The sequence below is a fragment of the Cupriavidus sp. GW823-FHT07A04 genome (assembly GCF_058794615.1).
The window spans coordinates 164,697-185,726 of the sequence record NZ_JBXAHA010000010.1 but is presented as its reverse complement, the minus strand read 5'-3'; the positions used below and the strand labels follow the sequence as shown (position 1 = coordinate 185,726).

The 21,030-nt window shown below is 63.6% G+C and carries 20 protein-coding genes; 9 read left to right on the top strand and 11 right to left on the bottom strand.

What is annotated here, in order from left to right; translation table 11 throughout:
* Positions 1-40: 40 nt before the first annotated feature.
* On the bottom strand, positions 41-1,381 hold the full coding sequence (gene oxlT / locus AC1Q7Q_RS19015) for an oxalate/formate MFS antiporter (protein WP_492373110.1): 1,341 nt from the start codon (positions 1,379-1,381) through the stop codon (positions 41-43).
* Positions 1,382-1,592: 211 nt separating this feature from the next.
* On the opposite strand from oxlT, the gene AC1Q7Q_RS19010 reads away from it, so the two are divergent.
* The 3 genes from AC1Q7Q_RS19010 to AC1Q7Q_RS19000 all read left to right on the top strand — a co-directional run bounded on the left by AC1Q7Q_RS19010 (position 1,593) and on the right by AC1Q7Q_RS19000 (position 3,660).
* Complete coding sequence (locus AC1Q7Q_RS19010; RefSeq protein ID WP_441637573.1) at positions 1,593-2,534, top strand: LysR family transcriptional regulator; 942 nt, start codon at positions 1,593-1,595, stop codon at positions 2,532-2,534.
* A gap of 115 nt (positions 2,535-2,649) precedes the next feature.
* Positions 2,650-2,961 (top strand): hypothetical protein, encoded by a 312-nt coding sequence (locus AC1Q7Q_RS19005; RefSeq protein WP_043355743.1) that lies wholly within the window; start codon positions 2,650-2,652, stop codon positions 2,959-2,961.
* 129 nt (positions 2,962-3,090) lie between these two features.
* Positions 3,091-3,660, top strand: coding sequence for a cupin domain-containing protein (locus AC1Q7Q_RS19000; RefSeq protein WP_492373111.1), 570 nt, complete (start codon positions 3,091-3,093; stop codon positions 3,658-3,660).
* Positions 3,661-3,749: 89 nt separating this feature from the next.
* Here AC1Q7Q_RS19000 and AC1Q7Q_RS18995 read toward each other — a convergent pair whose 3' ends face one another.
* From AC1Q7Q_RS18995 to AC1Q7Q_RS18980, 4 genes are all read right to left on the bottom strand, one after another.
* Positions 3,750-4,523: a fumarylacetoacetate hydrolase family protein gene (locus AC1Q7Q_RS18995; RefSeq protein WP_492373112.1), complete on the bottom strand. Its 774-nt coding sequence runs from the start codon at positions 4,521-4,523 to the stop codon at positions 3,750-3,752.
* A gap of 116 nt (positions 4,524-4,639) precedes the next feature.
* A complete protein-coding gene (locus tag AC1Q7Q_RS18990) occupies positions 4,640-6,769 on the bottom strand; it encodes an acetate--CoA ligase family protein (RefSeq protein WP_492373113.1) in 2,130 nt (709 codons plus the stop codon).
* Between the two features lie 130 nt (positions 6,770-6,899).
* Complete coding sequence (gene frc, locus AC1Q7Q_RS18985) at positions 6,900-8,129, bottom strand: formyl-CoA transferase (protein WP_492373114.1); 1,230 nt, start codon at positions 8,127-8,129, stop codon at positions 6,900-6,902.
* Positions 8,130-8,152: 23 nt separating this feature from the next.
* Entirely contained in the window at positions 8,153-9,907 is a 1,755-nt protein-coding gene (locus AC1Q7Q_RS18980; protein ID WP_492373115.1) for a thiamine pyrophosphate-binding protein, read from the bottom strand.
* A gap of 465 nt (positions 9,908-10,372) precedes the next feature.
* Between AC1Q7Q_RS18980 and sucC the strand changes: the two genes are divergently transcribed.
* Both sucC and sucD read left to right on the top strand, forming a co-directional pair.
* The gene (gene sucC, locus AC1Q7Q_RS18975) at positions 10,373-11,596 is read left to right on the top strand and encodes an ADP-forming succinate--CoA ligase subunit beta (RefSeq protein ID WP_492373116.1); all 1,224 of its coding nucleotides are present in this window, start codon (positions 10,373-10,375) and stop codon (positions 11,594-11,596) included.
* A gap of 1 nt (position 11,597) precedes the next feature.
* Positions 11,598-12,494, top strand: a complete 897-nt coding sequence (gene sucD / locus AC1Q7Q_RS18970; RefSeq protein WP_492373117.1) for a succinate--CoA ligase subunit alpha — start codon at positions 11,598-11,600, stop codon at positions 12,492-12,494.
* 94 nt (positions 12,495-12,588) lie between these two features.
* On the opposite strand, the gene AC1Q7Q_RS18965 is transcribed toward sucD, so the two are convergent.
* Together AC1Q7Q_RS18965 and AC1Q7Q_RS18960 are read right to left on the bottom strand one after the other, a co-directional pair.
* Positions 12,589-13,308, bottom strand: coding sequence for a GntR family transcriptional regulator (locus AC1Q7Q_RS18965; RefSeq protein ID WP_183034614.1), 720 nt, complete (start codon positions 13,306-13,308; stop codon positions 12,589-12,591).
* 228 nt (positions 13,309-13,536) lie between these two features.
* Positions 13,537-14,511, bottom strand: coding sequence for a 2-dehydropantoate 2-reductase (locus AC1Q7Q_RS18960; protein WP_492373118.1), 975 nt, complete (start codon positions 14,509-14,511; stop codon positions 13,537-13,539).
* 405 nt (positions 14,512-14,916) lie between these two features.
* Between AC1Q7Q_RS18960 and AC1Q7Q_RS18955 the strand changes: the two genes are divergently transcribed.
* Positions 14,917-15,609, top strand: coding sequence for a GntR family transcriptional regulator (locus AC1Q7Q_RS18955; RefSeq protein ID WP_492373119.1), 693 nt, complete (start codon positions 14,917-14,919; stop codon positions 15,607-15,609).
* Positions 15,610-15,644: 35 nt separating this feature from the next.
* Here the strand turns inward: AC1Q7Q_RS18955 and yedA are convergent, their stop codons facing one another.
* Positions 15,645-16,523, bottom strand: coding sequence for a drug/metabolite exporter YedA (yedA, locus tag AC1Q7Q_RS18950; RefSeq protein ID WP_492373178.1), 879 nt, complete (start codon positions 16,521-16,523; stop codon positions 15,645-15,647).
* Between the two features lie 111 nt (positions 16,524-16,634).
* Between yedA and AC1Q7Q_RS18945 the strand changes: the two genes are divergently transcribed.
* The gene (locus tag AC1Q7Q_RS18945; RefSeq protein WP_492373120.1) at positions 16,635-16,889 is read left to right on the top strand and encodes a hypothetical protein; all 255 of its coding nucleotides are present in this window, start codon (positions 16,635-16,637) and stop codon (positions 16,887-16,889) included.
* 24 nt (positions 16,890-16,913) lie between these two features.
* Here the strand turns inward: AC1Q7Q_RS18945 and AC1Q7Q_RS18940 are convergent, their stop codons facing one another.
* The gene (locus tag AC1Q7Q_RS18940) at positions 16,914-17,099 is read right to left on the bottom strand and encodes a hypothetical protein (protein ID WP_150986638.1); all 186 of its coding nucleotides are present in this window, start codon (positions 17,097-17,099) and stop codon (positions 16,914-16,916) included.
* A gap of 372 nt (positions 17,100-17,471) precedes the next feature.
* Positions 17,472-18,107, bottom strand: coding sequence for a LysE/ArgO family amino acid transporter (locus tag AC1Q7Q_RS18935; protein WP_492373121.1), 636 nt, complete (start codon positions 18,105-18,107; stop codon positions 17,472-17,474).
* Positions 18,108-18,180: 73 nt separating this feature from the next.
* On the opposite strand from AC1Q7Q_RS18935, the gene AC1Q7Q_RS18930 reads away from it, so the two are divergent.
* Positions 18,181-19,077: a LysR family transcriptional regulator ArgP gene (locus tag AC1Q7Q_RS18930; RefSeq protein ID WP_492373122.1), complete on the top strand. Its 897-nt coding sequence runs from the start codon at positions 18,181-18,183 to the stop codon at positions 19,075-19,077.
* Positions 19,078-19,541: 464 nt separating this feature from the next.
* On the opposite strand, the gene AC1Q7Q_RS18925 is transcribed toward AC1Q7Q_RS18930, so the two are convergent.
* The gene (locus tag AC1Q7Q_RS18925) at positions 19,542-20,423 is read right to left on the bottom strand and encodes a LysR family transcriptional regulator (protein WP_492373123.1); all 882 of its coding nucleotides are present in this window, start codon (positions 20,421-20,423) and stop codon (positions 19,542-19,544) included.
* Positions 20,424-20,623: 200 nt separating this feature from the next.
* Here AC1Q7Q_RS18925 and AC1Q7Q_RS18920 point away from each other — a divergent pair, with 200 nt between their 5' ends.
* Positions 20,624-21,013 (top strand): ester cyclase, encoded by a 390-nt coding sequence (locus AC1Q7Q_RS18920; RefSeq protein ID WP_492373124.1) that lies wholly within the window; start codon positions 20,624-20,626, stop codon positions 21,011-21,013.
* Positions 21,014-21,030 lie beyond the last annotated feature (17 nt).

Here is a 21,030-nt window from a genome sequence, read left to right as displayed (position 1 = left end):
CCCCCCCCCCCTCCCCCCCCCCCCGGGCCCGGCTGGTGATTCAGTCGCTCTCGCGGGCAGAGAGTCCCGCCAGGTACGCCGCGGGATCGGTCGCCGGCACCAGGGGCTCGGCATGCCCGGTGATAAACCGTCGTCGCATCGGGGCCAGCACGAACTTGGCGGACAAACCAGCCGCGATGGTCACGATCGCCGCCACCGTAAAGACGGCATCCCACCCGCCACGCGCCGACAGGATCGAGGCCAGTGGCACCAGCATCGCCGCCGTGCCCTTGGCCGTGTACAGCGTGCCGGCATTGGCCGCGGCGAACTTGCTGCCGAAGGTATCGGCGCACAGCGCGGGAAAGATCGAGAAAATCTCGCCCCAGAACAGAAACGTCAGCGCCGCGAACGTCATGAACAGATAAGGGTTATGCCCGAACTCCATCAGCCCGAGCAGCGACAGTCCCTCGCCAATGAAGATAAAGAACATGGTGTTTTCCCGACCGATGCGGTCCGAGATAAAGCCGCACAGCGGTCGCGTGAAACCATTGCACAAGTTGTCGATCGACAGCGTCATGGTGAGCAGCGGCAGCGTGAACCCCAGCATCGTCACCGGCATCGACGCGAAGCCGAAGTCCCGCGCAATCGGACCGAGTTGCGCAGTGGCCATGATGCCGCCCGCCGCGACCGCCACGAACGAGGCGTAGATAACCCAGAAGACTGGCGTCTTCACCATCCGGCCCGGCGTGAACTCGATGGGATTGGTCAGCACCGCCTTGGCCGCCACGGCGCCCACAGGCGGACGCGGCTTGACCAGCAGCAAGGCCATCAGCAGGATGCAAGCGCCTTGCAGGATGCCGAAGGTGATAAAGGCTTGCTCGTAGCCCGAGCGCTGGATCATGTTGGCGATAGGGATCACGGTCAGCGCCGAGCCCGCGCCGAAACCGGCGGCGGTCAGCCCGGCCGCCAGGCCGCGCTTGTCCGGAAACCACTTGAGCGCATTGCCAACGCAGGTGCCATACACGCCGCCGGCGCCGATGCCGGCGATCACCGCCGCCAGGTAGAGCTGCGGCAGGCTGGTCGCGTACGCATTGATGACCCAGGCCAGCCCCGCGCACACCGCGCCGCATGCCACTACCGGGCGCGGACCGATCTTGTCGACCAACCAGCCTTCAAGCGGAACCAGCCAGGTCTCGGTCACGATGAAAATGGAAAAAGCGACCTGGATGGCGGACTCGCCCCAGTGGTGCTTGGCATTCATCGGGGTCACGAATAATGTCCAGCCGTATTGCAGATTGGCTACCAGCCCCATGCAAACCACACCGATCGCCAGCTGGAACCAGCGGTTGTGAAGCCAGCCCAGACGGCTTGCGGCCAATGCCGCCGAATTGTCGTGCGCCATGTCGTGTCTCCTGCATAGTGCGTGTCGCGCTCTGTGGCCCGACGGGTAGGCTTCTCTGGAAGGGGAGCCCTTGGTCACTACTTGATTGAGCGCGCCTGACATTGCGGCACGTGCATCCGTGGACTGATGCTAGTTCAAACTAAGTTCGGCACGGCATAAAGTTTTTTATTATGATCATTCACGATCCTCTATACATGGGACGGACGAGTGCATGAAGAACGCCACGCTGCGCCAGCTGAAGGTTTTCGAGACGGTCGCCCGGCACCTGAGCTTCTCCCGCGCGGCGGAGGAGCTACACCTGACGCAGCCCGCCGTCTCGACACAGGTGCGCCAGCTCGAGGGCCATGTCGGCCTGCCGCTGTTCGAGCAACTTGGCAAGAAGATCTACCTGACCCCGGCCGGCATCGAGATGCTGCACTACAGCCGCAGCATCATGCAGCAATTCCGCGAAGCGGAAGACGCGATGTCGCAGCTCAAGGGCATCTCCGGCGGACGGCTCAATGTGGCCGTGATCAGTGCCGGCGATTACTTCTTCCCGCGTCTGCTCGCGGAATTCATGCAGCGCCATGACGGCGTGACGCTCAACCTCGCAGTGCACAATCGCGAGGAATTGCTGCACCAGCTTGCGGGCAACCTGACCGACCTGGCGGTGATGGTGCGCCCCCCCGAAGGCATGGACACCGTCAGCGAATCCTTCGCGCCCCACCCTTACGTCATTGTTGCCGCGCCCAACCACCGGCTGGTGGGCGAGCGCAACATCCCGCTGGCGGCGCTGGCCGACGAAGCCTTCGTCGCGCGCGAGAAAGGCTCCGACACCTGGAACTCCATGCAGGAAGGCTTTGCCGGGCGCTTGTCCAACCTGCGCATTGCCATGGAGATCAAGAGCACCGAGACCATCAAGCAGGCCGTCATCGCCAACATGGGCATCGCGTTCCTGTCGGCACACACCGTCGGGCTGGAACTGCAGACGGGCAATCTCGCCGTGCTCGATATCGAGGGCTTCCCGGTCATGCTCAACTGGTACGTGGTGCATCGCAAGAACAAGCGCCTCCCACCGGTGGCGCTGGCCTTCAAGCATTTCCTGATGGAAGAAGGCGCCACCCTGATCCAGCGCATCACCGGCGTGGACAACCTGATAAAACATAAACGATAAGTTATGGTTATTCAGTCAAACTTTAATTATCGTTAATTAATCGGCAAACCTATCCTCGTCTCAGGCCCAATCTTTTCAGGCCCAACCTTTCACTGAGAGCCCGAGGAGTCCGATCATGAACCAGGTCCAGTTCGAAACCCGCACCAGTTCCCATGCCGACACCGCTGCCAGCGCACCGCGCGGGGTCGACGAATCGCAACTCGCCGCCTACAACGCCGCGTTCACCGAGCTTGGCCTGCGCTTTCGCTGGGACAGCGAGATGTACGCCTGGCTATGTGGCATCGAATGCGAGCACAGCCGCATCGCGCGCTATATCGAGCAGTATCACGCGCACCTGCTCAAGGCCTACGATGCCGGCTTCCTCAGCCGGCTGATCCTCGACAAGAAGGCCGACTACCTGCGTGCGAAGGCGCTTAAGGCCAACTGAGCAACGACGTCTTTTCCCCCGGCGGGCCTGCGCCATGCACCAAAATTGCGCCGAAAGTGCGTCACCGCACATTTCAGGGATGCCAGGCTCGCTAATGTCTGCCTACCAATCAAAAACAAGGAGGCAGCCATGGGGTCACAGACGATGTTCGGCGCCGACGCGCCAGCCGGCACGCTCGCGCAGCAGCGCGAAGGGGCTTTCGCCAGCACCGGCGACTTGCCGATGCAGCATTGCCCGATCGAACCCACCTGGATCCGTACCGGGGCCCCGCAATCGCGCGCCGCGCAGCATTCCCGCGCGATCGACGGCCTGGCATCCACCAATGTGTGGGAATGCACGGGTGGCACGTTCGAGTGGTACTACGGCTGGGAGGAGACCGTGCTGATTCTGGAGGGCCAGGTCAGGGTCACCAGCGCCACCGGGCGCATGCATGTGCTGCGGGCCGGCGACATCGGCTATTTCCCTGCCAACACGACCTGGTTCTGGGAGGTCGATGGCTATGTGCGCAAGGTGGCGTTCTGCCGCAAGCAGGTCCCGGTCACGCTGCGCTTTGCCACCCGCGTGCTGGCACGGCTGAACTTCACCAATCGCGCTGGCGAGGCCTGCGGTGCCGCCACGGCTGCCCTGCGCCGCGCGATGGCGCGGATTGGCCTGCGCGATACGTCCGCCCTCACCCTGCTGATGACGCTGCCGCTCTGACACGGAACAACAGGGCGAGCACCGGCGAGAACCGGCGAGAACCGGCGCTTGCCTTGTTCCTTGCTGGATGCCAGCGCCCGGACTATCGACTATCCGCGCATGTGGTTGACCAGCGATCCAATGCCCTCGATCGTGACCTCCACCACGGCGCCATCCTTCATCGAGCCGACGCCGACCGACGTGCCGCAGGCGATCACATCGCCAGGCAGAAGCGTGAGATCCTGCGAGATCAGGCTGACCTGCTGCTCGGGCGAGAAGATCAGGTCAGACAGCGGATAGTTCTGCCGCTGCGCGCCGTCGAGCCGCGTCACCACGCTGGCGGCGCGCCAGTCGAATTCCGTGACGATCACGGGGCCCAGGCAGCCGAAGGTGTCGAAGCCCTTGGCACGGCACCACTGCGGGAAATTCGGGTCCTCCGCGATCAGCTCGGCTGCGGTGACGTCGTTGACCACGGTGTAGCCGAAGATATGCGCCGCGGCATCGTCCGGCGCCACGTTGCGGCATCGGCGGCCGATCACGATGCCAAGCTCGCCCTCGTAGACGACCTTGCCGCTGTAGCTGCGGGGCCGCAGGATGGCATCCCCTGGCCCCGCCAGCGAACTCGCCGGCTTGATCAGGAATAGCGGATGCGCCGGCACCGGCTTTTCCAGCTTGCGCGCCAGCGCATGGAAGTTGTTCCACAGCGCCACGATCTTGCCCGGCTCGCACGGGCTCAGCAACCGCAGTCCCTCGTGCGGCAAGGTCGCGCCGGTGGGCTCCGGCCGCGCGTGGCCCGGGCCATCGTACTCGATGACATGATCGCCCTCGATCCGGCCAAAGCCGACCTCGCCGTCACCGGTCTGGAAGCGAATCCACGTTTGCATCGCAAGCTCCTTAGGCGAGAACGGCACACGCCCGTGTCCGCGCCTGTGCCGCATTGTCAAGAAACTGGCCCGCGCATGCGTGCATGGCGGGCCGGTTTTACCGCATGGCGCACCGATCAGATCTTGCCGGCGCCGCGGGCCCACTTGTACTTGGCCCCCAGCACCGCGACCGGGATCTCGGTCGAGTACGCGTAAGACGGCACGCCGTGCTCGTACAGGTATTCGGCAGCCTCCTCCACCTGCACGTCGCCCGCCAGCGAAGCCACGATCGGCTTGTCGATGCCGCGCGCCGCCATCTCCTCCTTCACCTCCACCACCAGCTTGGCAAACACCATCGGCGGCGTGATGATGGTGTGCCAGTAGCCCAGGATGATGGCGTGGATACGCGGGTCCTCCATGCCCAGGCGCAAGGTGTTCTTGTATGTGGTGGGCGGCTCGCCGCCGGTGATATCCACCGGATTGCCCGCCGCGCCAAAGGGCGGGATGAACTTGCGGAATGCCGCGTCGAGATCGTCCGGCATGGTCATCAGCGACAGGTTGTTGTCCACGCAAGCGTCCGACAGCAACACGCCCGAGCCGCCGGCGCCGGTGATGATCACCACGTTCTCACCCTTGGGCGTGGGCAGCTTGGGAATGCCGCGCGCGAACTCCAGCAGATCGCGCAGCGAGCGCGCGCGGATCACGCCGCACTGCCTGAACACGTCCTCGTAGATCTTGTCGTTGCCCGCCAGCGCGCCCGTGTGCGAACTGGCGGCGCGTGCGCCCATGCTGGTGCGCCCGGCCTTGAGCACGACCACCGGCTTTTTCTTCGAGACCCGTTTCGCCGCTTCGGCGAAGGCGCGGCCGTCCTTCAGATCCTCGCAGTGCTGGGCGATGATCTCGGTGTTGTCGTCCTGCTCGAAGAACGTCAGCAGATCGTCTTCATCGATATCCGACTTGTTGCCCAGCCCGACGATGGCCGACACGCCCATCTTGGCCGAGCGCGAGAAGCCGATGATGGCCATGCCGATGCCACCGGACTGCGACGACAGCGCGGCCTTGCCCTTGACGTCATACGGCGTGCAGAAGGTCGCGCACAGGTTCTTGGGCGTGTAGTAGAAGCCGTAGATATTCGGCCCCATCAAGCGGATATCGTGCTTGCGCGCGATGGCGACGATCTCCTCCTGCCCTTGCACGTTGCCGGTCTCGGCAAACCCGGAGGGAATCAGCACCGCACCCGGAATGTGCTTCTTTCCCACCTCTTCCAGCGCCCCGGCCACCAGCTTGGCGGGAATGGCGAAGACCGCCACATCCACCTCGCCCGGCACATCGAGCACGCTCTTGTAGGCGGTCATGCCCATGATCTCGCCGCCCTTGGGATGGATCGGGTAGATCTTGCCCTGGTAGCCGCCGTTGATCAGGTTCTTCATCACCGAGTTGCCGATCTTGCCGTCCTCGTTCGAGGCGCCGATCACGGCTACCGAATCGGGACGCATGATGCGGTTCATCTGTCTGACGATAGCCTCCTGGCTGGGGCGATAGCGCGCCGGCTGCGGCGCGAAATCCACCACGATGCGCACGTCCGCGGCGATGGCGCCGTCCTTGCTGGCAAACACCGGGTTGAGGTCAAGCTCCGAGATTTCCGGGAAATCGCTCACCAGTTCGGAGACCCGCTGGATCATGCCGGCCAGCGCCTCGCGATCGGCCGGATCGGCGCCGCGCACGCCCTTGAGCACATCGGCGGCGGCGATGCCATCGAGCATCGACAGCGCATCCTCCTGGCTGGCCGGCGCCATGCGGAAGGTGATGTCCTTGAGCACTTCCACCAGCACGCCGCCGAGGCCGAATGCCACCAGCTTGCCGAACGACGGATCGGTGACCGCGCCGATGATCACCTCCTGCCCGCCGGCGATCATCTGCTGCACCTGCACGCCGACGATGTTGGCCTTGGCGTCGTACTTCTTCGCGTTCTCGATGATGCTCAGGTAACCGCTCTCCACATCCGCCGCGTTCTTCAGGCCCACCAGTACCCCACCCGCCTCGGTCTTGTGCAGGATGTCGGGCGACACGATCTTGAGCACCACCGGGTAGCCCATCTTGTCCGCCAGCTCGACCGCACCGGTGGGTGACTTCGCCACGCCCTCGCCCGGCACCGGGATGCCATAGGCGTCGCACACCAGCTTGCCCTCGGGCGCCGTCAGTGCGTTGCGGCCTTCTTCCTTCACGGCGGCGAGGATCTTCCGCACCGCGTCCTTATTGTGTGCCATGTCAGGTCTCCATCTGTTCATGGATTGCGTAGGGATGAACCGGCCCTCGCCCTCGCGTGAAACGCGAGGGCGGGCGGCTTGTGAACTCAGTTCGGGAGGTGCTTGAATTAATGCAGAGACGCCCGGGGCGTCAGACCGCCCCGGCGGCGCGCAAGGCGGCGATCTGCGAAGGCGTGCGCCCCAGCCAGTCGAGGATTTCCTCGGTATGCTCGCCCAGCAGCGGCGAACGCTCCACCTCCACCGGCGACGCCGACAGGGTAATCGGGCATCCCAGCTGCACGTACTGGCCGCGCTCCGGATGATCCAGCTCCACCAGGTAGCCGCGCTCGTACATCGACTTGTCCTCGATCAGGTCTTTCATCGACAGGATCGGGCCGCATGGCACGTCGACCTCGTTGAGCGCCTCCATCACCTCGAACTTGGTGCGCGTGCGCGTCCATTTCTCGATGATGGAGAAGCACTCTTCCAGGCATTTGAGGCGGGCTTCCGGCGTCGCGAACTGCGCATGCGTGATCAGGTCTTCCCTGCCGCACAGGCGCATCAGCGGCTCCCAGCCTTGCGGCTGGACGATCACGTAGACGTAGTCGTTGGCCCCGCCCGGGGCACAGCGCAGCGCAGCGCCGGGCTGGCCACCGCCCGAGGCATTGCCGGCGCGCGGCACGAAGTCGTCGAACGCCTGGCTGGGATATTCGCGCATCGGGCCGGCGGCCAGGCGCTGCTGGTCGCGCAGCTTGACCCGGCACAGGTTGAGCACGGAATCCTGCATCGCCACTTCCACCCGCTGCCCGCGCCCGGAATGCTCGCGATGCAGCAGCGCGGCAAGGATGCCCACCACGCAGTGGATGCCCGTGCCGGAATCGCCGATCTGCGCGCCGGTGACAGTGGGAGGGCCGTCGCTGGAACCCGTGGTGCTGGCCGAGCCGCCCATGCACTGGGCCACGTTCTCATACGCCTTGCAATCCGCATACGGCCCCGGGCCGAAGCCCTTGATCGACGCGTAGATCAGCCGCGGGTTGAGCGTGCGCAGGCGGTCCCAGTCGAAGCCCGCGCGGTCCAGCACGCCGGGGCCGAAGTTCTCCACCAGCACGTCGCAGCGCTGCACCAGGTCCTCCAGCAGCGCCTTGCCTTCCGGCGTCTTCATATTGAGCGTCAGGCTGCGCTTGTTGGAGTTGAGCATCGTGAAGTAGAGGCTGTCGGCGTTGGGCACGTCGCGCAGCTGGCTGCGCGTGATGTCGCCGCGCCCCGGCAACTCCACCTTGATCACATCGGCCCCCAGCCATGCCATCAGCTGGGTGGCCGAAGGGCCGGCCTGCACATGGGTCATGTCCAGGATCCGCACACCTTCGAGTGCCTTGTTCATGGTCTTGTCTCCTCGCACCGGGGTTACTTGTACATGGTCTGGTTCTTGGTGCCCGGCGCGTACTCGCGCGGATCCACCCAGATATTGATCACGGCCGACTTTCCGGTGCGCTGCACCGCCTCGCGCCCGCGCTGCAGCGCGCCGGCGATCTTGCCCGGGTCGCGCACTTCCTCGCCATAGCCGCCGAGCATTTCGGCGAACTTGGAGAACGGCACGTCCGACAGCAGGTTGCCCACGTTGCCGCGCGCCTCGCCGTACTTGGCGAGCTGGCCGTAGCGGATCTGGTTCATGGCGGAGTTGTTGCCGATCACCGCCAGATAGGGCACGCCGAAACGGTTGGCGGTTTCCATGTCGAACGCCGTCATGCCGAAGGAGCCGTCGCCGTAGTAGCAGAGGATTTCCTTGTTGGGGTTGGCCAGGCCAGCGGCGATGGCAAAACCGGTGCCGACGCCCAGCGAGCCCAGCGCACCCGGGTCCATCCACTGCCCGGGACGGCGCGGGCGCACCGCTTGCGCGGAGATGGTCACCACGTCGCCGCCGTCGCCGATGTAGACCGTGTCGTCCGACAGGAACTCATTCAGTTCATAGGCCACGCGGTACGGATGGATCGGCGTGTTTTCCGAGCGGAACAGCGGCATCAGCTTCTCGGCCGCCACGGCCTCGGCTTCGGTCAGCTGGCCCATCCATTTCTGGCGCGCCTGGCGCTTGTCGTGCTTGATGCGCCCGCTGGCAGCCTGCAGCACCGCGCCGAGGATGGCACCGGGGTCGCCCACCAGGCCAAGATCGATCTCACGGTTCTTGCCGACCGTGCGGTAGTCCATATCGATCTGCACCAGCGTCAGCTCCTTGCTGATGCGCTTGCCGTAGCCCATGCGGAAGTCGAACGGCGTGCCCACGATGATCAGCACGTCGGCGTTGGCGAAAGCTTGCGTACGGGTGCGGTCGAAGTGATGCGGATCGCCCGGCGGCAGCAGGCCGCGGCTGGCGCCGTTGAAATAGCCGGGAATATCCAGGCCCTTGAGCAGCGCGATGGCCTCTTCATGACCGCGCGCGGTCCAGACCTGCTGGCCGTAGAGGATGGCCGGACGCTCGGCATTGACCAGGATGTCGGCCAGGCGCTCGATATCCCTCGGGTCGCCGATGGATCGGGTGGAGGCGCGATAGTGGCCGGGGCGCGGAATCACCGCTCGCGATACATCGACTTCGCGGTCGAGCACGTCACGCGGGATTTCCAGGTAGGCCGGGCCGGGTGCGCCGTTGAAGCATTCGCGCGCCGCCATCGAGATCATGTCCGCCACCCGCTCGGTGCTGGGGATGGTGGCAGCAAACTTGGTGATGGCCGACATCATGTCCACGTGCGGCAGGTCTTGCAGCGAGCCCATCTTGTGCTGGGACAGCGCGCCCTGTCCGCCGATATGGATGATCGGGCTTTCCGAGCGGAAAGCCGTCGCCACGCCGGTCACGGCATTGGTGCAGCCAGGGCCGGCTGTGGTCACCACACAGCCCAGCTTGCCGGTCTGGCGGGCGTAGCCGTCCGCCGCGTGCGCGGCAACCTGCTCATGGCGCACGTCGATGATGCGGATGCCCTCGTCCACGCAGCCGTCGTAAATGTCGATGATGTGGCCGCCACACAGCGTGAAGATGGTGTCGACGCCTTCGTTCTTCAGGGCCCGCGCTACCAGGTGGCCGCCGGAAATCACGCCGGCATCGCGGGTTTTCTGCTTCAGGGTGTCTTCGGCCGTGGTGGATTCAGGCCGCGTGGGTGCGACTGCAGACATGTCTTGGTCTCCTCGTTGACTGGGTTGCGACAGGCTGTGACGCGGACCTGGCCCGTTGTCACGACATCCTTTCGCCCTTTGCTGCTTGGCTGCCTGGCCGATGCCTGCCCTGCATGTCACCTGGCCCTGCGACGCTATCGATCCTTTTCGCCGGATCTTGATGACATACGGTATGTGATATATCAACGAAGCTCAAGGAAAATTTCGGTATCGGGAGAAGTGTTTCAACGACGCGATGCAGCAATTCAGCCCAAAAATGACCATGGATAAGCGAAATTGCTGAGTCCGAGCACATTCATTCCGATTCCTCACGGGTTGGATCTGCTCACGGCTTCATACGGCCTCTTCAGGGAAAACGGCCTTGCTTATCTTTGATATATTACATACCATATATTACAGCGCATCCTGCCGGACCACCCGGTTCTGCGGCTCGCCGGCACGCGCATTACCAAGAGCGAGGAGACTGTGAACATTCACGAATATCAGGCCAAGGAATTGCTCAGGCGCTTCGACGTGGCCGTGCCACGCGGCGCGGTCGCCTTTACCCCCGAGGAAGCCGCTAGCGCGGCACGCAAGATCGGCGGATCCACATGGGTGGTGAAGTCCCAGATCCATGCCGGCGGCCGCGGCGCCGGCCGCTTTGCCGGCGACCCCGACGGCAAGGGCGGCGTACGCGTGGTGAAGTCCGTCGACGCGGTGCGTGCGCAGGCCGAGCAGATGCTCGGCAAAGTGCTCGTCACCAAGCAGACCGGAGAGGCCGGACGCGAGGTAAAGCGCCTATATGTGGAGGAAGGCTGCGAGATTGCCCGCGAGCTTTACCTGGGCATGCTGATCGACCGCGCCACCTCCCGCATCACGCTGATGGCCTCGACCGAAGGCGGCATGGAGATCGAGGAAGTGGCGGCCCGCACGCCGGAGAAGATCCTGAAGGTTGCGATCGACCCGGCCAGCGGCATCCAGCCCTTCCATGCGCGCCGCCTGGCCTTTGGGCTGGGGCTCGTCGGCAAGCAGGTGAGCGCGGCCTCGCGCTTCATCTTGTCCGCCTATCGCGCCTTTACCGAACTGGACGCGTCGGTCGTGGAAATCAACCCGCTGGTCGTCACGCGCGCGGGCGGCGTGATCGCGCTCGACGCCAAGTTCAATTTTGACGATAACGCGCTGTACCGCCATCCGGATATCGAATCCCTGCGCGACGAGACCGAGGAAGATCCCGCCGAGGCGGCAGCCGCCCGCCACGGGCTGAATTACGTCAAGCTCGATGGCAGCATCGGCTGCATGGTCAACGGTGCCGGGCTGGCGATGGCCACCATGGACATCATCCAGCTCTACGGCGGCGAGCCGGCCAACTTCCTCGACGTGGGTGGCGGCGCCACCAAGGAGCGCGTGACGGCGGCCTTCCGCCTGATCCTGGACGACCCCAAGGTCAAAGGCATCCTGGTGAACATCTTCGGCGGCATCATGCGCTGCGACGTGATCGCCGAAGGGGTGGTGGCCGCCGCGCGCGAGATCGACCTCACGGTGCCGCTGGTGGTCCGGCTCGAAGGCACCAACGTGGAACTCGGCAAGGCCATCCTGCGCGACTCGGGCCTGCCGATCCTGTCGGCCGATCATCTTGCCGACGCCGCCGAAAAAGTGGTCAAGGCGGTGAAGGCCGCGCAAGGTCACGTCCAGATACTGGGAGGGCATTGACATGGCCGTACTGATCCATCAAGACACCAAGGTGATCTGCCAGGGCTTTACCGGCGCGCAAGGCACCTTTCACTCCGAGCAAGCGGTGGCCTATGGCACGTGCATGGTCGGCGGGGTGACGCCCGGCAAGGGGGGCGATACGCATCTGGGGCTGCCGGTGTTCGACACCGTGGCCGCGGCGGTAGCGCGCACCGGCGCCGACGCCTCGGTCATCTACGTGCCACCACCCTTCGCCGCCGATGCCATCCTGGAAGCCGTGGATGCCGGTATCGGCCTGATCGTGTGCATTACCGAAGGTATCCCGGTGATCGACATGGTGCGGGTCAAGCGCGCGCTCTGCGCCTCGGGCAGCCGCCTGGTCGGACCCAACTGCCCGGGCGTGATCACGCCGGGCCAGTGCAAGATCGGCATCATGCCAGGCCATATCCACCGTCCCGGCAAGATCGGCGTGGTGTCCCGCTCCGGCACCCTCACCTATGAGGCCGTGGCGCAAACCACCGCCGCGGGGCTCGGGCAAAGCACCTGCATCGGCATTGGCGGCGATCCGGTCAATGGCACCAGCTTCATCGATTGCCTGGAGATGTTCCTGGCCGACGACGATACCGAAGGCATCATCATGATCGGCGAGATCGGCGGCTCGGCGGAAGAAGAAGCGGCACAGTTCCTGCAGGACGCGCGCAGCGGCGGGCGCGTCAAACCCGTGGTGGGCTTTATTGCCGGCACGACTGCCCCGCCGGGACGGCGCATGGGACATGCTGGCGCGATCATCTCGGGCGGCATGGGTACGGCCGAGGCCAAGATCGACGCCATGCGCGCTGCCGGGATCCGCATCGCGCGCTCGCCGGCCGAGCTGGGCAAGACGATGGTGGAGGCGATGGTGGAGGCGATGGACGTGTAGCGGGTGGCTGCCGGATATAGAACGAGAACGGCGGACAATGTCCGCCGTTCTTGATTGCCAGAGTGCCAGAGGCGGGCGCCTCTGATTTCAGCCTTCAATCCAGGAAGTCGCAGTTCTTCTCGACATAATCCGCCAGATCCAGCGAATGCTGGCGCACCAGCTTCTCGGCCAGTTCGGTGTCGCGTTTTTCCAGCGCCTCGATGATGCGCAGGTGATCGACGATGGAGCGCGAAGCGCGATCGCTTTGCGAGATCGTCATCTTCCGGATGGCGCGCACATGGATAAAGATGTTCTTGATCGAATCCATGATGATCTGCGACTTCGACAACTGCACGATCGCCTGGTGGAAGGCGATGTTCGCGTCGGAGTATTCCTCGATATGCTCAGCCGGCGTGGCATCGCGGAAGCTATCGAACATATGGCGCAGTTGCGCGATCTCCTGGTCGCTGGCGTTCAGCGTGGCCAGGCGCGCGGCCATGCTCTCGAGCGCGGCCCACACCTGGATCATCTCGACGATTTCGCGCTTGGTCTTGCGCATGATGTAGATGCCGCGGCGCGGCACCGTGCGCAGGAACCCTTCCTGCTCCAGCAGCGTCATGGCCTCGCGGATCGGGGTGCGGCTCACGCCCAGCGCCTCGCTCAGGACTCGCTCGTCCAGCCGGATTTCCTCGGTCGACTGATAGATGTCGGCGTCGGCAATGGCCTGGCGCAGCATGGCGTACGCCTGGTCGCGCAGGCTGGCACCGGCGTTGATGGGTTGGAGGGACAGGGTCAGTGCAGCAGGCTGGACCGCGGATTGAGTTTGCGCAGACATGAATGGGCTCTTGTTGAAACCAGCGCCGCGGCGAACGGGACAGTCGCCTGCGGCTTCCCGCTTAGCTTACCAAAAGCAGCCATTGCATGAGCTGAATGCATAGGAAAATGCACAATTGATATAAATCGGCTGCCAGGGTGGCGGTTTTGCGTATATGGTATATCACATGGTGCGCCGCCGAAACCGGCCGGCGCCACCATTTCGTCCCGGCCGGCCCGGCACCCGCGCTCAAGCCACCTGCGCCATCCGTTCACGCTGCTTGATCAGGCCCAGCACCGCGTCCACCATCGGTGTGGGCTGCCCCACCAACCGGCCCATTTCCTGCACCACCGTCAGCAAGGGGTCGATCTCCATGGCCCGCCCTGCCTCCAGGTCCTGCAGCATGGAAGTCTTGTGTGCCCCAACCGCGCCGGCGCCGTCGATGCGGCGCTCCACATCTACCCGGAACCGCACGCCAAACCGTTCCGCAATCGCTTGCGCTTCCAGCATCATTGCGCGCGATAGTCCACGGGTGGCCGGATCGGCTGTGATGATATCCAGCGTGGCATGCGTGAGCGCGCTGATCGGGTTGAAGCACAGGTTGCCCCACAGCTTGAGCCAGATCTCGTCGCGGATATTGTCGCGGATGGGCGCTTCCAGTCCGCCGGCCACCATCATTTCGCTCAGGTGGCTCACGCGCGCCGAGTTGCTGCCGTCGGGCTCGCCCAGCGGGAATTTCTTGCCGTAGACATGGCGGATCACGCCGGGCGCCGCGATCTCGGCGGCGGGATAGAGCACACAGCCGATCGCCCGCTCCGGCCCCAGGCCACGCCACTGGCGCCCGCCCGGGTCGACGCTTTCCAGCCTGGTGCCCGCGAGCGGACCGCCGTGCTGATGGAAATACCAGTAAGGGATGCCGTTGACACCCGTCACCACCGCTGTCCTGGGACCAAGCAACGGCTGCATCAGGTCCACCACGCCCGGCACGGAATGCGCTTTCAGGGTGATGAAGACATAGTCCTGCGGCCCCAGCGTGGCCGGGTCATCAGTGCAATTGACCTTGGCCACCCTCTCCTCGCCCTCGCTCAGCAGCCGCAGGCCGTTGGCGCGCATGGCGGCCAGATGGGGGCCACGTGCGACCAGGCTGACCTCGGCGCCCGCCAATGCCAGCTGGACGCCGAGATAGCCGCCGATTGCGCCGGCGCCATAGATACACACTTTCATGATGTCGTCTCCCGGTGGTTTTATGGGCGTATGTTTTGATATATCACATACTATATTCCACAAAGACCGAACACAACCTCAATCTACCGCCGCCCTGGACCTGCCGCATGCCCAAGTCAGCACACGCCGATCACAAAATGGCACATCAGACACTTCCATCAACCGCTTTACGAACTTCCCGCGCCATGCCGCGCGCTGTCAAGATCTGCCCACTGAGCGCCTGTACCGCGTGGAACTGGATGCCCGGCAGGCAGCGGACGCCACCTCGATTGCCGCCCACGCGGCCGGTAACCGACATAGCGCAGGCGTGATGTTGCCAAGCCTGGAGCGGGTATCATGTGCGACGCAGATCAACGCACAACAATGCACAACAACGAACAATCACCACGGGATCCCACCCGCCTAATGATTTCCGCAGATCCAGCCGGCGCGGCCGGCACCGGCCCCGACGCCTCGCTGCCCCGTGCCGAGCGGGCCTACCAGCACCTGCGCAATGCGATCCAGGCCGGGCAGCTGCCCTCCGGTACCCGCCTGCGCGAAGTGGAGCTAGCCGCCTCGCTGGGGCTGTCGCGCACGCCGGTGCGCGAAGCGCTGTCGCGGCTGGAATCCGAAGGCCTGGTCGTCAACGAGCCTAACCGGGGCATGATGGTGACCCAGCTCGACGCCAGCATGGTGAGCGAGCTCTATGTCATGCGCGAGGTGCTGGAAGGCACCGCCGCCGCGCTGGCCGCGCGCCACGCTACCGATGTGGAAATCTCGCTGCTGCGCGACATCGTCCAGCGCGACCTGGCTATAACCGACCAGCCCGACAAGCTCGCCGCCAACAACCGGCTCTTCCACGAAACGCTGCACCGCTGCGCGCACAACCGCTACCTGCTCAAGACCTTGCGCTCGCTGCACGAGTCGATGGCACTGCTGGGGCGCACCACGCTGGCGCTACCGGGACGCGCCCGGGTCTCCTACGAAGAGCACATTGCACTTGTGGAAGCCCTGGAGCAACGCGATCCCGCGCTAGCCGAGCAAATCACGCGCCGGCACATCCAGCAGGCGTACAAGGCGCGGCTATCGATGTGGATCGAGGAACAATCCGAGGCCTGAGGCCTGAGTCCTGGCATGCGGGCAGCAATCTTCACTCAGGTGGCCGCAATCGCCCGCGCCCCGCGCCACGTCCCCAGGCTAAGCACCGCCAGCGCCCCCAGGATCAACGCCACCGCACCGAACGTCTGCGGCGCGATCTGCTCGCTGCCCAGCCACGCGCCCACCGCCAGCGCCACCGGCGGGTTCACGTAGACATAGCTTGAGGAAACCGTCGGCGATACGTTTGCCACCAGGTACATATAGGCAGAAAACGCCACCAGCGACCCAGCCACCACCAGGTAGACCCACGCCCACCACGCCTGGCTGCTGACCGTCCGCGGCCAGGGCTCGCCGAACGCAACGGACAGGACCAGCAAGATCGCCCCGCCCAGCAGCATCTCGGCGGCAAACGCCACCGCACCTTGCGGCAAATCCAGGCGCCTGGCGATCTGCGAACCAAACGACCAACTGCCGATAGCCACCAGCAAAGCCATGACGCCCGTGGCACTCGCGCGAAACTCCGCGCCGCCGGTCAGCACCAGGATGCCCGCGCTGCCCAGCGCAATGGCCAGCACTTCGTACCAGCGCGGCCGCGCGCCAAAGCAAATTCCCCAGAACAAGCCAAAGATCGGCATCGCACCAATCATCACAGTAGTCGCCCCGGACGAGATGGTCTGCTCCGCCACCGCCGTCAGCCCCATTCCGCCGACCAGCAGGAAACCGGCCAGCACACCGCAATTGCGCAACTGGCGCAAGGTCGGCATGGCGGCGCCGCGATAGCGCAACCACAGCGCCAGCAACACGCCGGCGCAGAGAAAACGCGAACCCATCATCAGGAACGGCGGAAAGCTCTCCAAGGTGAAACGGATGGCGAGATAGGTCGTGCCCCATACCAAGTAGGTAATCATCAGGCAGAGCAGCAAGCGGGGGGAGATGGTGGGCACGGGAAGACCGGGAGAAAGCACAGGGGGCCTTCAAGATAGCGCGATCCGGTGCGCCCGCAAAAGGAAAATGACTCGCAAGGCTTGTGAGGCGATCTCACAAAAGTGAGCAACGGAGCTAGCGCCAATAAAAAAACCGGCCAAAAGGCGCTGCGCTCCTCGGAGCGACGCGTTGGCCGGTTTTGCCGCGCGAAACAGATCCGCGCCGGTTTGACATGGCATCTGCCATCCTTCGCCAGGACAGATGCGTTAGCGCATCGCCGCGACGGGCAGCATGAAAGCCGTCAAACCAAGACTACATACATCAACAACAAACAACAACAGTTAACTACGACGCACTACGGCAGCATTCACTCTTGATTCTTGATGTCGGTGCTCGGGCGATCAGCCGTTCGCGAAAACGATCTTTGCCTTGCGAGCCTGGTTCTGAAGGCGGCCCAGCACGGATTGCACAGCGGCGATGGCGCTCTTCACGTCGTCGACGAAGGCCGGGCTGCGGGGACCAAGTTCGCGTTCGATCAGTTCACGCTCGAGTTGGTCGGTCATCTTGATGTCGGATTGGGTGTTCATGGCTTTCTTCCTTTCAGGGATAACCCTCATCGGGTTTTCCCTAATTGTAGCAAAAGAAATGACGCACAGCAGCATTAGGTGATAGTACGTACCGCGCACCGCAGCGAATGCTGAAAAACGCAACCATGAGATGTTGCTCAAGCCACTCTTGGCTAGCAGAAAAAGCGACGTACTATGCTCAACAATGAACTTATATGCGCTTTTGTATGCCTTTTTTGATCGCTATTGCGATTTAGCTCTCTCCGACACAACTTGCTACGTGCCCCATAGCCTGCCTGATATTGCGCTCTGTGACGCCCCGCCAACGGCGGCCAAGCCCCTCTCAACCGCTGCAGCCAGGGCCGTTACCTATTCGACGCACCTGAAAGCACCTCACAATCCGTGGAGTACGTGCTGCACCAGCAGAGCGGACAGGACGAACATGGTCGTACCGATGAGACCATCCAGCACCTGCCAGGCCCTCGGCCGGGCGAACCACGGCGCCAGCCAGCGCGCGCCAAAGCCCAGAAGCCCGAACCAGAATAGGCTGGCAAAACTGGCGCCCGCCACGAACCAGCCTCGCAGCGCTGCCGGTTGCTGGGCACCGATGCTGCCCACCAGCAGCACCGTATCCAGATAAACATGAGGATTGAGCAGCGTGAACGCTGCCGCCTGAGCCAACGCGGCACCCCTGCTAAGCCCCTTCCCACCGTCGGATGCTTTCAATGGATGAGCATGCCGCGCGCGGCGCAGCGCCTGCCATCCATATACCGCCAGGAAGACGGCACCGGCCAGTGCTAGGACACGCGCGAGGCCGGGGCGCTCCCCCAATGCCTGGGCCATGCCCATGACACCCGCTGCAATCAGCAATGCGTCCGCCATGGCGCACAACAGCACCACGCTGCCCACATGCTCACGACGCAGCCCCTGGCGCAGTACGAATGCATTCTGTGCGCCGATGGCAACGATGAGCCCCAGGCTCAGGGCCAGGCCTTGGAGGGAAACGGATAAGGCAAGAGAAGTATTCATACATCTAGCTTGCCTGCACTAGCGAATGAAGACAAACTACCTTTTCTTCATTCTATTTAGCCGAACTTAACTTATGCTGGATTACTCCGCTCTATCCGCGCTGGCTGCCGTGGTTCGGGAGGGTAGCTTCGAGCGTGCAGCCCGCGCTCTCCATGTAACGCCATCGGCAATTTCGCAGCGCGTTCGGCTGCTGGAAGAGCGCGTAGGCTGCGCGCTGGTGGTGCGCGATCAGCCCTGCCGGGCCACGGAGACGGGCCGCCGGCTTTGCCAGCACATTGACCGTGTGCGGCTGCTCGAGCAGGAGTTGCAAGGGGCGCTACCGGCGCTTGCCCCGGAGGGCATGGCACGGGTAGCGCTGCCCATTGCGGTGAATGCCGACAGCCTGGCCACCTGGGTCGCGCCGGCCATCGCCACCTTCGCGGCAGAAAGTCCCGTGTTGATGGAGTTGGCGGTGGACGACCAGGACCACACCACGGAGTGGTTGCGTAGCGGCGCAGTGCTGGCCGCCGTAACAGCCACAGCCCGTCCTGCCGCTGGCTGCAACAGTCGTCCGCTGGGCTCCATGCGCTACCTGGCGGCCGCCAGCCCGGCTTTCATCCAGCGCCATTTCGGCGATGGCGTGGGCGCCGGCAGCCTGGCGCAGGCGCCCAGCCTAATGTTCAACACCAAAGATGAGTTGCAGGCGCGGTGGGTGCGGCGTTTGTGCCATCGGCACGTGGAGCTTCCCCGGCACACGTTGCCTTCGTCCCACGCCTTTGTGACAGCGGCGTTGGCTGGCATGGGCTGGGGCTTGCATCCTGAGGCACTGATCGCCCCTCATCTTGAGGACGGTTCACTCGTCGAGTTGGTGCCGAACACCCAGCTTGATGTACCGCTTCACTGGCAACACGCACGCGCGGCGTCAGGGTTGCTCGAAGGTTTGAATCGCGAGGTTCTCGCCGCCGCTCGCGCCGCGCTGTTACCGCCCTGAGTGGCGCCGGGTCAAATGCGCGATATCTGATTCGGATGCACGCCTGCTTTTGGCTTAACTCCGCCGAATTGCAGGCGTGCTGTGCTGGTCCGCAATTGAGCGGATTGACCTGCACCACTGGACGACAGAACTGTGCTCTTCCGATCTGACAGGGTTGAGCGCAAACCGTGGCAGGAAACCGTGGATAGCCCAGCTTTACAGGGCCACATTGAACCAGACAGGTGGGCTACAAGCCAGGACGAGAGTTTCGTCGTGATGAGGCCGCCAAAGTGGGCATGGCTGTATGCTGCCCTGCCGCCGCCTCTTAAGAGAAGCGAACTGTTCATCGTGCGCCGTCGAAACCGCTGCCCGCGGCCCTGAATGGCGCCTCTCGCCAAACCTGGTTCACGAATCCAGACCCATGGGCCAACCCACCCGACGCAGTTTGATCGTATGCAGAATTGGCGTGCTTTCGCTCCAGCCGTCTATCCGAACACCTTTACCGCGAAATCCAGAAAGCTGCGCAGCTTCGGCGTCATTCGGCGGTCCGGGGCGTAGAGGATATGGAGCGGACGGGTTGGCGGTTCGTAGTCCGGTAATAGGCGCACAAGCCGGCGGGCAGCCAGATCAGCCTCCACCAGTTCAAGCGGCTGCAGCAGGATGCCCTGCCCAGCCACCGCAGCCATGCGCAGGGCTTCACCGCTGTCTGCCATCAGCCGTCCGGTCACCGGCACGGTGACGCGGCCATCGGCACTACAAAAATCCCAATGTGTTCGTAGAGAGGTATGGGAGAAGCCGAGGCATTGATGTTGCTGCAGATCCATCGGGTGATTCAGCGCCGGACAATTAGTGAGATAAGTCGGCGCCGCACATAGTACGAGTTGATAAGGCCGCAAGGTGCGGGCCATCAGGCTGCTATCGGCCAATTCGCCCACCCGGAACACGGCGTCGTAGCCCTCATCAATCAGGTCAACCGTGCGGTTCGCGAGCGTGAGGTCCACAGTGACGTCCGGGTGGGCCGCTAGGTAGTCGGTCAGTGATGGCGTTAAGGCATGGATTCCAAAAGTGACCGGCGCGTTGACTTTGAGTCGACCGCGCGGTGTGGCGCGGGTCTCGGCGACAAGTGATTCGGCGGCTTCCACCTCGGCAAGAATGATTCTGGCCCGCTCGTAAAACGTCCTGCCGATTTCCGTCAGGCTATGGCGCCGGGTCGTGCGGCGAAGCAATCGAACGCCCAGGTGCTGCTCCAGCATCTGGACATGCTTGCCAACCAGTTGGGGGGAGGTCCGCAGAGCGTCTGCTGCCGCCGAGAACGAGCCGGCCTCGACGGTCTTGACAAAGATCTGCATGGCAGCAAGACGGTCCATTAGAAATATCTCGTTTGCAGTAAATCAGCGCTTTACCAATTTATCGCGTCTTGTTTGCTGCCGTACAGTGTGCCCATCACGCTTCACGGACAGGAAGACATAGTGCGGAGCGCGATTCTGAAGGCACTCGGCACATGAGTTGCCCATACTTTTTTTGAGAGGCCGAGCATATTATGACGGTAGAAACAAACAAACTAATCATGTCCCGCTTTGTGGACTTCATTAACACCGCCAGCGAGCAACTCGCCAAAGAGCTCATTTCTCCTGACGCAATATTCCATGTTCCGGGTCGGCCAGAGCCCGTGGTGGGTCCGGCCGGCTATCTTGAGATCATAGGCATGATGCGCGGTGGATTTCCGGATATTCAATGGACGCTGGAAGAGTTGGTCGCTGAAGGTGAGAAAGTGGCAGCTCGATTCACGATGCGTGGTACGCACCAGGGCACCTTCTTCAACATTCCTCCCACAGGCAAGAAAATTGAAGTTCAAGCGACGAACTTCTACCGGTTGTCTGGTGGGCAATTTGTCGAAGAGCGCGGGCAACCCGATCTGCTTTCCTTGCTTCAACAGATCGGCGCTGTTCCGACGTAACCCCATTGGAGCTATTC